Below are 13,051 nucleotides of genomic sequence, written 5' to 3'. Positions count from 1 at the left end.
GGAACCTCAGGAATGACCGCCGAACCCACTTCCGCCGATACCACGCTCAACACCTATCGCCCGGGCCAAGGCGCCCTGACGCCCGGGGACGAGGCCCCGGTCGCCCGCCGCGCCCGGCTTCTGGGACCGGCCTACCGGCTGTTCTACGAAACCCCGGTCCATCCGGTGCGCGGCGAGGGCGTCTGGCTTTACGACGCGCAGGGCCGGGCCTATCTGGACACCTACAACAACGTGGCCTCGGTCGGGCATTGCCATCCGCGCGTGGTGGCGGCCATGGCCGATCAGGCCGGGCGGCTTGCCACCCATACCCGCTATCTGCATGAGGCGGTGCTGGATTACGCCGAGCATCTGCTGGGCCATTTCCCGCCCGCGCTCGGCCATGTGATGTTCACCTGCACCGGGTCCGAGGCCAACGACCTTGGCTATCGCATCGCCTGCGCCGCGACCGGGGGGACAGGGGTGATCGTCACCGAAAACGCCTATCACGGCGTGACGCTGGCTACCGCCTCGATGTCGATGTCGCTCGGGCCCGCGGTCGCCCCGGGCCCGCGGTCTATCCCGTCCCCGCCCCCACCGCGGCGCATTACCCCGAGGGCGTGGCCGAGGGCTTCGCCGCGGCGATCCGCGCGGCCTGCGGCATGATGCGCGGGGACGGGATCCGTCCGGCACTGCTGATCGTCGATACGATCTTTTCCTCGGACGGGGTGACCGCCGATCCGGGGGGCGGCGGCCCCGGGCGAGGGCGGGGGCGAGGGCTTTCTCGCCGCCGCCGCCCGCACCATCCGCGCCATCCGCGCCATCCGCGCCATCCGCGCCGAGGGCGGGCTGTTCCTGGCCGACGAGGTCCAGCCCGGTTTCGGCCGCACCGACACGGCGATATGGGGCTTTGCCCGCCATGGCGTGATCCCGGACATGGTGTCCCTGGGCAAGCCGATGGGCAATGGCTATCCGGTGGCGGGGCTGGTGATGCGGCCCGAGGTGATCGCGGAGTTCGGCGCGAAGGCGCGTTATTTCAATACGTTCGGCGGCAATGCGGTTGCGGCGCGGGTCGCGGGGGCGGTGCTATCGGTGATCGAGGAAGAGGCGCTGATGGAGAATGCCCGCAGGACCGGGGCGCTGTTCGCCGAGGAATTGCGAAGCCTGGCCAGGACGCATCCCGCTTTGGGCGAGACCCGGGCGGCGGGGCTGTTCCTTGCGACCGACATCCTGGAGGAGGGCCGCCCCTCGGCCGCGAAGACCGCCTGGGTGGTGAACCGGCTGCGCGAGGAGGGCGTGCTGATCTCGTCGACCGGGACGGCGGGGACGCGCTGAAGATCCGCCCGCCGCTGCCTTTCGGGCCCGCGCATGTCGCGCGGTTCTGCGAGGTGCTGGAGCGGGTCCTGCTTGGCGAGGACGGGGGCGGGGGCGGGGGCGAAGAAGGGGGCGCTGCCCCCGTCCGCTGACGCGGACTCCCCCGGGATATTTTTGCCAAGATGAAGGGGCCGGTCTGGTGGAGCGGGGGTGTCCGGGGGGCGGCCGTTCCGGGGGAGGCTGGCGGAATCGCGGCGATCGGCTCGGCCTCGCGTGTTGGGGCGGGTGTGGGCCGCCGCGCCTTCGGGGCTTGGGTTCCGGTTGCCCTTGCGGGGCCGCGAGGGCCGGGGGCGGAGCGACGGGCGCGGGCGCGGCGGCCTTAGCCGAGCGCGTAGCCCGCGCCGCGCACCGTGCGCACCGGATCGCCGCCGCCGTGGCTCATCAGCGATTTGCGCAGCCGTCCGACATGGACGTCCACCGTGCGGGTGTCGACATAGATGTCGCGCCCCCAGACCCGGTCGAGCAACTGCTCGCGCGACCAGACCCGGCCGGGTTTTTCCATCAGCGTGGTCAGCAGCCGGAATTCGGTCGGCCCGAGTTTCAGCACCTTGTCGGCGCGGAAGACGCGATGGGTTTCGGGATCGAGCCGGATGTCGTCGAATTCCAGCACCACCCCCGCGGTCGAGGGCCGGACGCGGCGCAACTGCGCCCTCGCCCGCGCCATCAGCTCCAGCACGGAATAGGGTTTGATGACATAATCGTCGGCCCCGGTTTCAAGGCCGCGGATCCGGTCCACCTCTTCGGCCCGGGCCGAGAGCATGATGATCGGGATGCTTCGCGTCTCGGCCCGCATCTTGAGGCGGCGGCAGACCTCGATCCCCGAGAGCCTGGGCATCATCCAGTCAAGGATGATGATATCGGGCGCCTCCTCGTCGACGAGGACCATCGCATCCTCGCCGTTGTCGGCGGCGACGACGCGGAAGCCCTCGGCGTCGAGATTGTAGGAGAGCACCTCGCGCTGCGCGGGCTCGTCCTCGACCAGAAGCACGCAGGGTCTTCCGTCCTGTGCCATTCGTCCGATCCCCCTGTTTATTCGACCGAAGCCGAGACGGCGTCGTGCTTGGGCCGATCCTCGGCGGGAAGCTGGCCCTCGACCAGATAGATCACCTGCTCGGCGATGCCGGTGGCATGGTCGCCCACCCGCTCGATGTTCTTGGCGATGAAATGCAGGTGCATGCAGGCGGTGATGGTGCGGGGATCTTCCAGCATGTAGGTCAGGAACTGACGGAACATGCCCGAATACATCTGGTCCACTTCCTGGTCGCGGGCGCGCACCTCCCAGGCCTTGGCGGCGTCGCGGGCGATATAGGCGTCCAGCGCGTCGGAAAGCTGCTGCACCACCAGTTTCGCCATGCGCTGGACCGCGCCCGAGGCACCGCTGATCGCGGGCATCTGCATCAGCACGTTCGAACGCTTGGCGAGGTTCTTGGCGTAATCGCCCGAGCGTTCCAGCAAGGTGGCGATGCGCATCACCGTCAGGACGGTGCGCAGGTCGCTGGCGGTCGGGCCGCGCAGGGCGATGATGCGGGCGCATTCGGTCTGGATCAGATCGTCCAGCCCGTCCACCGCGCGGTCGCCTTCGCGCACCGACTGGGCCAGCACCTCGTCGCGGCGGTCGAGCGCCTCGGCGGCGTCGAGAAGCGCCTTCTCGACCAGCCCGCCCATCTTCATCACCTGGGCCTGCACCGCTTCGAGATCGTTGTCGAAGGCGGAATGGATATGAGCTTCCTTCATGACGTCCCCCTCAGCCGATCCGGCCGGTGATATAGGATTCTGTGCGCGGATCCTGCGGATTGGTGAAGATCTGCGAGGTATCGCCGTATTCCACCAGATTGCCGAGGTGGAAGAAGGCGGTCTTCTGGCTGACACGGGCGGCCTGCTGCATCGAGTGGGTGACGATCACCACCGAGAAGTTGGTGCGCAATTCGTCGATCAGTTCCTCGACCTGGGCGGTCGCGATCGGGTCGAGCGCCGAGCAGGGCTCGTCCATCAGGAGCACCTCGGGCGAGGTCGCGACGGCGCGGGCGATGCAAAGGCGCTGCTGCTGGCCGCCGGAAAGGCCGGTGCCGGGGGCTTGCAGGCGGTCCTTGACCTCGTTCCACAGCGCGGCCTTGCGCAGGCTGGATTCGACCACCTCGTCGAGTTCGGCCTTGTTGCGGGTCAGGCCGTGGATGCGCGGGCCGTAGGCCACGTTGTCGTAGATCGTCTTCGGGAAGGGGTTCGGCTTTTGGAACACCATGCCGACCTTGGCGCGCAACTGCACCGGATCGACGCGGCGGTCGTAGATGTCCTCGCCGTCGAGCTCGATCTTTCCGGTCACCTTGCAGACCGGAATGGTGTCGTTCATCCGGTTCAGGCAGCGCAGGAAGGTCGATTTCCCGCAACCCGAGGGGCCGATGAAGGCGGTGACGGCCCGGTCGAGGATCTCGATCGAGACATCCTTGATGGCATGGCTTTCGCCGTAATGGACCTGAACGTCCCGGGCCGAGATCTTGGCTGAGTTCGTGTCCACGTCTCTCTCCACTACACGCATGTCGTTCATGTTGGTATCTCCGCTCGCGCCGCGCTTACCAGCGACGCTCGAACCGGCGGCGCAGGAAGATGGCCGTCAGGTTCATGACAAGAAGGAAGACCAGAAGGACGATGATCGCCCCGTTGGACCGTTCGATAAAGGCCGGGTCGGAGCGCGAGGCCCAGGAATAGACCTGGACCGGCAGCGCCGAGGCGGGATCGAGGAAGCCGCCATCGACCGGCGAGGCGGGATAGTTCGACACGAAGGCGACCATCCCGATCAGTAGCAGCGGCGCGGTTTCGCCAAGCGCGCTGGCAAGGCCCAGGATGGTGCCGGTCAGGATCCCCGGCATCGCAAGCGGCAAGACGTGGTGGAACACGGTCTGCATCTTGGAGGCGCCCACGCCGAGCGCGGCATCGCGGATCGAGGGCGGCACCGCCCGGATCGACGAGCGGGTGGCGATGATGATCGTCGGCAGGGTCATCAGGCTGAGCACCAGCGCCCCCACCATCGGCGAGGATTGCGGGAAGGCCATGAAGTTGATGAAGACCGCGAGGCCGAGGATACCGTAGACGATCGAGGGCACGGCGGCGAGGTTGGCGATATTGACCTCGATCACGTCGGTGATGCGATTTTTCGGCGCGAATTCCTCAAGATAGATCGAGGCGGCGACGCCGACCGGCACACACATCACCAGAACCAGCATCATCATATAGGCCGAGCCCAGGATGGCGACGCCAAGGCCCGCCGCCTCGGGGCGCTGGTCCGAGGCATCCGGGTTGGTCAGGAAATCGGGGTTCCATTCCAGCCGCAGCAGCCCGGCCTCGACCAGACGGTCGGTCAGGTCGAGCTGCGCCAGCGTGACGTTGCTGTCGCGCTCGGCGGTCTGGCGGGTGACGCGGCCCTTCAGGTAGCCGTCGATCCGCCCGCCGACCATGGCGTGAAACTCGATGGTCTGGCCGACGAGCGCGGTATCCCCCAGGACCCGGGCGCGAAGCTGGCCGGGCGCGGCCTTGGAGATCATGCCGACGATGTCCTTTTGCGGGATATCGTCGATGCGGATCCCGGCGTCGGTCAGCGCGCGCTCGAAGCTTTCGCCGATCAGGCGGCCATAGGCCACGGTGGTCTGCCGTGCGATCTCTTCGCGAGTGCCCGCGCCGGTCGGGTCGAGGACCGAGGCCTCGAGCGCCACCGGGAAGGTGATCTTGGCCTGGCGGAACGAGCTGACCCCGTCGCGGAAGATCGTGAACAGCATCAGGGCGAGGATCAGCAGGCTGGCGCCGATGGCGAAGATGCCCAGGCTGCGGAAGATCGTCTCGAAACGGTTGCGCTTCTGCATCCGGGCATTGGGCACCAGCAGGCTTTCGCGCCGACCGGGGCCTTTGGACGGCCCGAGGCCCGGGGTTGCGGTAAGATCGGTCATTCGTATTGCTCCCGGTATTTGCGCACGATCCAGACCGCGAGCACGTTCAGGCAAAGGGTGATGACGAAAAGCGTCATGCCGAGGGCGAAGGCCACCAGCGTCTCGGGGCTGTTGAAATCGGTGTCGCCGGTCAATTGCCCGACGATCTTCACCGTCATCGTGGTCATCGCCTCGAAGGGGTTGAGGCTGAGCTTCGCGGCCGCACCCGCTCCCATGACCACGATCATCGTCTCGCCGATGGCACGCGAGGCCGCCATCAGCACCGCGCCGGTGATCCCGGGAAGCGCCGCGGGCAGCACGACCTGGCGGATGGTTTCCGACCGGGTGGCGCCGATCCCGAACGAGCCGTCACGCAGGGATTGCGGGACCGAGTTGATGATGTCGTCCGACAGCGACGAGATGAAGGGGATGTTCAGGATCCCGATCACGATCCCCGCCGTCATCACCGACGAGCCCGAGGAGCCCAGGCCCAGGGGCTGGGCGAATACGTCGCGCAGGAAGGGGCCGACGGTGATCAGGGCGAAAAGCCCGTAGACCACGGTCGGGATGCCCGCGATGACCTCGATCATCGGCTTGACCCAGGCGCGGACCTTGGCATCGGCATATTCCGCCAGATAGATCGCGGCGAAGAGGCCGAAGGGCACCGCCACCAGAAGCGCGATCACCGTGATGTAGATCGTGCCCCAGAAGAGCGGGATGAAGCCCAGTTCGGACCCGCCGCCGAATTTCGGATTCCAGGTCAGGCCGAAGAAGAAATCCGCCATCGGATACTGGCTGAAGAAGTTGACGCTTTCGGAAAGCATCGACCAGATGATGCCGAGCGTGGTCAGGATCGCGACCAGCGAGGCCAGCATCAGCACCGCCAGCACCACCCGCTCGACCCTGTTGCGGGCCCAGAGGTCGGGCGCGGTCTGTTTCAGCGCCAGGCCGAGGCCGAGCGCCGCGAGGGTGATCACGAGGACGGCGCGCCAGACCGATGCCTTGGCGGTCAGCGCGCGGTGGTCGCGCGCGGCCTCGAGCACCTCGGGCGAGACCGCCGAGCCGAGCGCGACGCCCACCTGGCCGAGCGTGGCGCGCACGTCGGTGGCGGTGGCGTCGAGCGCGGCCACCTCGGTCTCGGTCAGGGCACCGCGCGAGACGGCGGTTTCAAGCCCCGCGGCCACGCGGCGCACATCGGCCAGCGCGAGCTGGCGCGCGGCGGGATCGTCCTGCAGCGCCTGGGGCAGATGCGCGGCGAGGTTGCGCTCGATCAGCACGGGCTGGATCACGAGAAGCGCGATGAGCGCCACGAAGCCCGGCACCAGCGCCATGAGCGCGGCATGCCAGCCGTAGAAGCGCGGCAGGGAATGGAGTTTCTTCGGGTCGCCCCCAGCCATGGCCAGCGCGCGCTGGCGACCGAGGACGAAACCGGCGGCCGCGAGGACCAGAAGCAGCGTCAGCAATAGGAGGACCGTCATGACCTGTGTCCGTTCGGGTTGCGAAAGCGCCCGAATCCGGGCCTCTCTGTTCTGCGGTTGCTATGCTTCGATTTTGTAACCCGCATGTGACAGATTCGCGAAAAGCCTGTGGTCGGGGCTGGGATGCGATCCGGGCGGGCCGGGTGAAGGGGGCGCTGCCCCCTCGGCGCCTTTGGCGCCTCACCCCCGGGATATTTTTGCAAAGAAGAAAGGGGGGGCCTGGCGGTGGGGCGGTTCGGGGGTCAGCCGAGACGTTCGAGAAGGGCGAGGGTTTCGCCCCGCGCGGGCATGGCGGCGGCAGCGCCCGCGCGGGTCACCGCGATCGCGGCGGTAGCGGTGGCGAAGCGCAGGGCCTGGGCCGGATCCTGTCCTTCGGCCAGCGCGAGGGCGAAGGCGCCGTTGAACGCATCCCCCGCGCCGGTGGTCTCGACCACCCGTCCTGCATCGAAGGCGGGCTGATGGATCATGCGTGTCCCGTCGCGGTAGAGCGCGCCCTGCGCGCCCAGCGTCACCACCGCCGCCCCGGCGCCGCGCGCGATCAGCGCGCCCGCCGCACGGCCCGCCGATTCGACCGAGGTGACGGCGAGGCCGGTCAGCGCCTCGGCCTCGGTTTCGTTGGGCGTCACGAAATCGCACAGCCGCAGGAGGCCCTCGTCCAGCGCGCAGGCCGGGGCGGGGTTGAGGATCGTTGTCACGCCCGCCGCCCGGGCGATTTCGAGCCCGCGCCTTGCGGCGCAGAGCGGCTGTTCGAGTTGGGTGACGAAGACCGCCGCGCCGCGAATCAGATCCGCCTTCGCCTCGGGTTCGGCCGTGCCGATCCGCGCGGCGGCGCCGGGGGCGACGATGATCGCATTCTCGCCGGTCGCGGCATCGACGAAGATGAAGGCCGCGCCGGTGCGATCCTGCGGATCGGCGAAGGTCTCGGGGGTGACCCCGGCCTCGGCCCAGGTGGCATGGGCGAGATCGGCGAAGGGGTCGCGGCCGAGGCGAGTGATGAAATGCACCCCCCGGCCGGTGCCGCGCGCGGCGCTTGCCGCCGCCACCGCCTGGTTCGAGCCCTTGCCGCCGGGGCCGAGGGTGAAGCCCTCTGCCAGGAGGGTCTCGCCCGGGCGCGGCAGGCGCGCGGCACGAAAGCCGGTGTCGGCGACGAAGATCCCGAGGATCACGACAGGTTTCAAGGCGGCCTCCCTGGGCGGGGCCCCGGATCGGGCGGGGACCTCGCGTCTTGCACGGCACCGAGGCTAGCGCGGCGAGGCCCGCGGGGGCAAGAGCGCGCCCGGCCCCTTGCCAGCGCCGGGCGCGGATGCATCAAATGGCGCGGGGGATTCGCCCGCTCAGGTCCCGTTCCCCCTTGGTCCCTTCCACCCAAGGCCCTGCATATGCAAAGCACCTCACCCGCCGCCTGCGATCTCTTCATCATCGGCGGCGGCATCAACGGCTGCGGCATCGCCCGCGACGCCGCCGGACGCGGGCTTTCGGTCACTTTGGCCGAACGGGGCGATTTCGCGCAGGGGACCTCCTCGGCCTCGACCAAGCTGTTCCACGGCGGGCTGCGCTATCTGGAATATTTCGAGTTCCGCCTGGTGCGCGAGGCGCTGGCCGAACGCGAGACGCTGCTGCGGGCGATGCCGCATATCGCCTGGCCGATGCGCTTCGTGCTGCCGCTTTCGCCCGCGATGCGGTTCGAGGGCGCGACGCCGACCTCGCGGCTGCTGGGGGTGGTCATGCCCTGGCTGAAGGGGCGGCGCCCGGACTGGCTGATCCGGCTGGGGCTGTTCCTTTACGACCATCTGGGCGGGCGCCGGATCCTGCCGGGCACCCGCCGGATCGACCTTGGCCGGGATCCCGCGGGCGCGCCGCTGCGCGCGGAATTCCGCAAGGCCTATGAATATTCCGATTGCTGGGTGCAGGATTCGCGGCTCGTGGTGCTGAACGCCCGCGATGCCGAGGCGCGCGGCGCAAGGCTGCTGCCGCGCAGCCCGGTCACCTCGGCCCGGCGCGAGGGCGGACTGTGGCGGATCGAGACCGAAGGCCCGCAGGGCCTGCAGACCCATTTCGCCCGGGCGCTGGTCAATGCGGCGGGCCCCTGGGTGGCCGAGGTGATCGGCGAGGTGATCCATGTGCCCTCGCGCGAGGGGGTGCGGCTGGTGCGCGGCAGCCATATCGTGACGCGCAGGCTTTACGATCACGACCGCTGCTATTTCTTCCAGGGCAGCGACGGGCGGATCATCTTCGCCATCCCCTATGAAGAGGATTTCACCCTGATCGGCACCACCGACCAGGACCACGGCGGCGACCCCGCCGCCGCCCGCTGCAGCCCGGCCGAGCGCGACTATCTCTGCGCCTTCGCCAGCCGCTATTTCGCCCGCCCGGTCACCCCCGAGGACGTGGTCTGGAGCTATTCCGGCGTCCGCCCGCTTTACGACGACGGCGCCGGTTCCGCCACGGCGGCGACGCGCGAATACGTGCTCTCCCTGGACGGCGGCAGGGATGGCGGCAGGGATGGCGGCGGGCAAGAGGCCCCGCTTCTGAACGTCTTCGGCGGCAAGATCACCACTTATCGGCGGCTGGCCGAGGCGGCGATGGCACGGCTTTTGCCCTTCTTTCCCGACATTCCCCCCGACACTCGCGGCGCCTGGACCGCGGGCGTGCCGCTTCCGGGCGGGGATTTCCCGGTGGACGGCGTCCCGGCGCTGGTCGCGGATCTGCGCGCGCGCCACCCCTTCCTCGACACGGCCTGGGCCAGGCGCCTGGTGCGGAGCTACGGCACCGAGGCGGCGCTGATCCTGGGCGAGGCCCGCGCGGCGGCGGATCTGGGCCGCGATTTCGGCGCGACCCTGACCGAGGCCGAGCTGAACTGGCTGATTTCGCGGGAATATGTCCATTGCGCCGAGGATGCGGTCTGGCGGCGCACGAAGCTGGGGCTGCGCCTGACGCCCGATGAGATCGCCGCGATCGATGCCCATATCGCCGCCCGCCTTCCGGCCGCGCAGGGCCCGGGGACCGACGCGGCGACCCCGGGCTAAGCCCCCTCCCGCCCCCCTGCCCCGCCCGGCGGAAACAATCTGTTCCACCGCGCCGCGCTTGTCCGAATCCCCCGATCCGGGCGATAAGCTCCCCAGGAGTGCCCTCCGGTTGCGGACCATTCCGAAATCCGGGCAGGGCAGCTTTCGGGCGCGGCCTGTCGCGTCACGCCAGAGGAGCGGGAAGAGAATGTCACGGATCGGCACCGATCTGTCCGGCGAAACGCCAGTCGGAATCCCCGGCTGGCTTCTGGCCATGGACGGTGTCGCCGAAGAGGACGGCTATCTCGAAAGGCTCGGCGCCGACCACCGCGCCTTCTTCGCCGAAACCGGCCCGGTGCTGCTGGTCACCTTCGAGCGCGCCGAGGAGATCCGCGCCCGCGACGGCAACATGCCCGCCACCTGGGAAATCGCCAGGGCGAACGGCTGGTCGCTCCTGACCCTCATCGCCGAGGGCGAGACCTTCTGGCGCGCGCCCGAGGTCTGGGGCTTCTTCGACCGGCTGGTCGACGACGCCTTCTTCGACGATTTCGACCGGGTGCTGTTCCACGGCAGCGGTCCGGCGGGCTATGCGGCGGCGGCCTATATGGTGGCCGCGCCGGGGGCGGCGGCGCTGCTGGTCTCGCCGCGCGCGACTCTGGAGCCCGCGATCACCGGCTGGGACCGCCGCCACCTCAAGGCGCGCAGGCTCGATTTCACCTCGCGCTACGGCTATGCGCCCGACATGACCGAGGGCGCCTCGAAGCTCTGGCTGGTCCATGACCCGATGAGCGACATGGACGCCGCCCATGCCGCGCTGTTCCGCAGGCCCTGGGTGACCATGCTGCCGATGCGCCGCACCCGCGAAAGGCTGGACGGGCTGCTGGCATCGACCGGGCTGGGCGACATCCTGCTGAAGGCGGCGGTGGAGGATGATCTCGACCCGGCCCTCTTCGCGCGGCACTGGCGCCGCGTTCGGCGCAACAATGCGACCTATCTCAAGGCGCTTCTGAACGAGGTCGCCGCACTTGGCCGCAAACGGCTGGAGATCGGCATCTGCCGCTCGGTCGTGGCGCGGGTGCGGGCGCCGCGCTTCGCCCGCAGGCTTCAGGCGCTGACCGCGCCCGAGACGCCGACGGAGACGGACGGGCCCGGGAACGGCTGAACGCCGCCGGGCGGACGGGGTGCGGAGGGGCCGCAATGGCTCTGGCCTTGAGCGAAGCTTTGCGCTAGCCAGACCCCATGCAAGAGATCACGATCCGCCGCCCCGACGACTGGCATCTCCACCTGCGCGACGGCGCCATGCTGCAAGGCATATTGCCCGAAAGCGCGCGCGATTTCGCCCGGGCGATCGTCATGCCCAACCTGGTGCCGCCGGTGGTCACCGGCGCCGATGCCGCCGCCTATCGCGACCGCATCCTCAGGGCCCTGCCCGAAGGCGCGACCTTCGAGCCGCTGATGACGCTCTATCTGACCGAGGGCACCGATCCCGCCGACGTGGCCGCCGCCGCGGCCTCGGGCCTCGTCAAGGCGGTCAAGCTCTATCCGGCGGGCGCCACGACCAATTCCCACGGCGGCGTCCGCGATCTGGACAAGGTGATGCCGGTGCTGGAGCGGATGGCCGCAATCGGCCTGCCGCTCTGCACCCATGGCGAGGTGACCGATCCCGAGGTCGACATCTTCGACCGCGAGGCGGTCTTCATCGACACCGTGCTTTCGCCGCTGCGCGCCCGCCTGCCGGAACTGCGCGTGGTGATGGAACATATCACCACCGAAGAAGGCGCGGCCTATGCGCTGGAAGGGGGCGATACCCTTGGCGCAACCATCACCACCCATCACCTGATCATCAACCGCAACCACCTTCTGGTGGGCGGGATCAAGCCGCATTACTACTGCCTGCCCGTCGCCAAACGCGAGGCGCATCGCCTCGCCCTGCGCCGCGCCGCCACTTCGGGCGATGGCCATTTCTTCCTCGGCACCGACAGCGCGCCCCATGTCGATGCGCTGAAGGAACATGCCTGCGGCTGCGCGGGCTGCTTCACCGCGACCAACACCATGCCGCTTCTGGCCCATGTCTTCGAGGAGGAGGGCGCGCTCGACCGGCTCGAAGCCTTCGCCAGCCTCAACGGCCCCGCCTTCTACCGCCTGCCCGCCAACGAAACCCGGCTGCGCCTGGTCAAATCTGCCGCGCCGCATGCCTTTCCCGAAAAGATCCTGACCGAGGCCGGCCCGGTCACCGTCTTCAACCCCGGCTTTCCCGTCCATTGGCATGTGGAAAGCTGATTTCATCTTGGCAAAAATATCCCCCGCGGAGCGTCCGCGGCCAGCCGGGGAAGCCTCCGGCGGGGATATTTGTGCCAAGATGAAGCTGCAATGGAGTGCTGAATGATCCCCGCCGCTTTTCCGCCGAAAGAGGAAATCGCCCGCCTGACCGCCCGCGCCTTTCTTGAGATCGGCGCCGTGCATTTCAATGCGCGCGAGCCCTTCACTCTGGCCTCGGGCCTGCCCTCGCCAACCTATATCGACTGCCGCAAGCTGATCTCCTATCCGCGCATCCGCTCGATGCTGATGGATTTCCTGGCGGTCACGATCCTGCGCGACGGCGGTTTCGAGGCATATGACAATATCGCGGGGGGCGAGACGGCGGGCATTCCCTTTGCCGCGCTGGTCGCCGAGCGGCTGGCGCTGCCGATGAGCTATGTGCGCAAGAAGCCCAAGGGTTACGGCCGCAACGCCCGGATCGAAGGCGCGATGAAGGAGGGCGACCGGGTGCTGCTGGTCGAGGATCTGACCACCGACGGCGGGTCCAAACTGAGTTTCGTCGATGCCATCCGCGAGACCGGCGCCCGCTGCGACCGCACCGCCGTCATCTTCTACTACGGGATCTTCCGGGAGACCGAGGCGCGGCTGGCCGAACATGGCGTCGCGCTCAGCTATCTGTGCACCTGGTGGGACATGCTTGCCGAGGCCCGGGCGCAGGGCAGTTTCGATGCCGAGACGCTTGCCGGGGTCGAGGACTTCCTGAAGGATCCCCGCGCCTGGCAGGAGGCGCGGCGCGGCTGAGGCTCGCGCCGGGCGGGGCGCGGCGCCTGCGGCGGCGCCAGCACGCGCCTGGCCGGGCGGGCGGCGCTTGTGCGACGGTCGGGCGGTGTCCTCGGGATCGGTTCCAGGCGAAGCCGCACCATTGTCCCGGCCACCCGGCCGCGCCGTCATTTCCTTGGGGCGGGCCTGTGGAGGGTCTGGGGAAAAGTCTGACGCGAATCGTCGAAACAGGCTATGATCCGGGCCGAAAGCCACCATATCTTGT

The 13,051-nt window shown here is 68.9% G+C and carries 12 protein-coding genes; 6 read left to right on the top strand and 6 right to left on the bottom strand.

All coding sequences use genetic code 11. The annotated features are described in order from the left end of the window. Positions 1 to 12: 12 nt before the first annotated feature. A complete protein-coding gene (locus tag ABNX41_RS11400; protein WP_438669854.1) occupies positions 13 to 642 on the top strand; it encodes an aminotransferase class III-fold pyridoxal phosphate-dependent enzyme in 630 nt (209 codons plus the stop codon). Positions 643 to 714: 72 nt separating this feature from the next. Next, positions 715 to 1,311, top strand: a complete 597-nt coding sequence (locus ABNX41_RS11395; protein WP_438669904.1) for an aminotransferase class III-fold pyridoxal phosphate-dependent enzyme — start codon at positions 715 to 717, stop codon at positions 1,309 to 1,311. Positions 1,312 to 1,669: 358 nt separating this feature from the next. Here the strand turns inward: ABNX41_RS11395 and phoB are convergent, their stop codons facing one another. The 6 genes from phoB to ABNX41_RS11365 all read right to left on the bottom strand — a co-directional run bounded on the left by phoB (position 1,670) and on the right by ABNX41_RS11365 (position 7,920). Continuing rightward, positions 1,670 to 2,362, bottom strand: a complete 693-nt coding sequence (gene phoB, locus ABNX41_RS11390; RefSeq protein ID WP_438669853.1) for a phosphate regulon transcriptional regulator PhoB — start codon at positions 2,360 to 2,362, stop codon at positions 1,670 to 1,672. Between the two features lie 17 nt (positions 2,363 to 2,379). Then, complete coding sequence (gene phoU / locus ABNX41_RS11385) at positions 2,380 to 3,084, bottom strand: phosphate signaling complex protein PhoU (protein WP_438669852.1); 705 nt, start codon at positions 3,082 to 3,084, stop codon at positions 2,380 to 2,382. Between the two features lie 10 nt (positions 3,085 to 3,094). Then, entirely contained in the window at positions 3,095 to 3,892 is a 798-nt protein-coding gene (gene pstB / locus ABNX41_RS11380; protein WP_438669851.1) for a phosphate ABC transporter ATP-binding protein PstB, read from the bottom strand. A gap of 25 nt (positions 3,893 to 3,917) precedes the next feature. Then, on the bottom strand, positions 3,918 to 5,285 hold the full coding sequence (gene pstA / locus ABNX41_RS11375; protein WP_438669850.1) for a phosphate ABC transporter permease PstA: 1,368 nt from the start codon (positions 5,283 to 5,285) through the stop codon (positions 3,918 to 3,920). After that, positions 5,282 to 6,742 carry a phosphate ABC transporter permease subunit PstC gene (gene pstC / locus ABNX41_RS11370; protein ID WP_438669849.1) on the bottom strand — a complete coding sequence of 487 codons (1,461 nt, stop codon included), beginning with the start codon at positions 6,740 to 6,742 and terminating at the stop codon, positions 5,282 to 5,284. The genes pstA and pstC overlap by 4 nt, the downstream gene beginning before the upstream one ends. A gap of 242 nt (positions 6,743 to 6,984) precedes the next feature. Further along, the gene (locus ABNX41_RS11365; RefSeq protein ID WP_438669848.1) at positions 6,985 to 7,920 is read right to left on the bottom strand and encodes a ribokinase; all 936 of its coding nucleotides are present in this window, start codon (positions 7,918 to 7,920) and stop codon (positions 6,985 to 6,987) included. Positions 7,921 to 8,121: 201 nt separating this feature from the next. Between ABNX41_RS11365 and glpD the strand changes: the two genes are divergently transcribed. From glpD to ABNX41_RS11345, 4 genes are all read left to right on the top strand, one after another. Beyond that, the gene (glpD, locus tag ABNX41_RS11360; protein WP_438669847.1) at positions 8,122 to 9,768 is read left to right on the top strand and encodes a glycerol-3-phosphate dehydrogenase; all 1,647 of its coding nucleotides are present in this window, start codon (positions 8,122 to 8,124) and stop codon (positions 9,766 to 9,768) included. A gap of 187 nt (positions 9,769 to 9,955) precedes the next feature. Further along, entirely contained in the window at positions 9,956 to 10,909 is a 954-nt protein-coding gene (locus ABNX41_RS11355; protein WP_438669846.1) for a hypothetical protein, read from the top strand. Positions 10,910 to 10,986: 77 nt separating this feature from the next. After that, the gene (gene pyrC, locus ABNX41_RS11350) at positions 10,987 to 12,027 is read left to right on the top strand and encodes a dihydroorotase (RefSeq protein ID WP_438669845.1); all 1,041 of its coding nucleotides are present in this window, start codon (positions 10,987 to 10,989) and stop codon (positions 12,025 to 12,027) included. Between the two features lie 102 nt (positions 12,028 to 12,129). Then, positions 12,130 to 12,807 (top strand): orotate phosphoribosyltransferase, encoded by a 678-nt coding sequence (locus ABNX41_RS11345; protein ID WP_438669844.1) that lies wholly within the window; start codon positions 12,130 to 12,132, stop codon positions 12,805 to 12,807. Positions 12,808 to 13,051: the final 244 nt, after the last annotated feature.

The sequence above is a fragment of the Pseudogemmobacter sonorensis genome (assembly GCF_042762395.1).
Classification (GTDB): domain Bacteria; phylum Pseudomonadota; class Alphaproteobacteria; order Rhodobacterales; family Rhodobacteraceae; genus Pseudogemmobacter; species Pseudogemmobacter sonorensis.
This window is presented reverse-complemented; position numbering and strand designations above follow the sequence as displayed.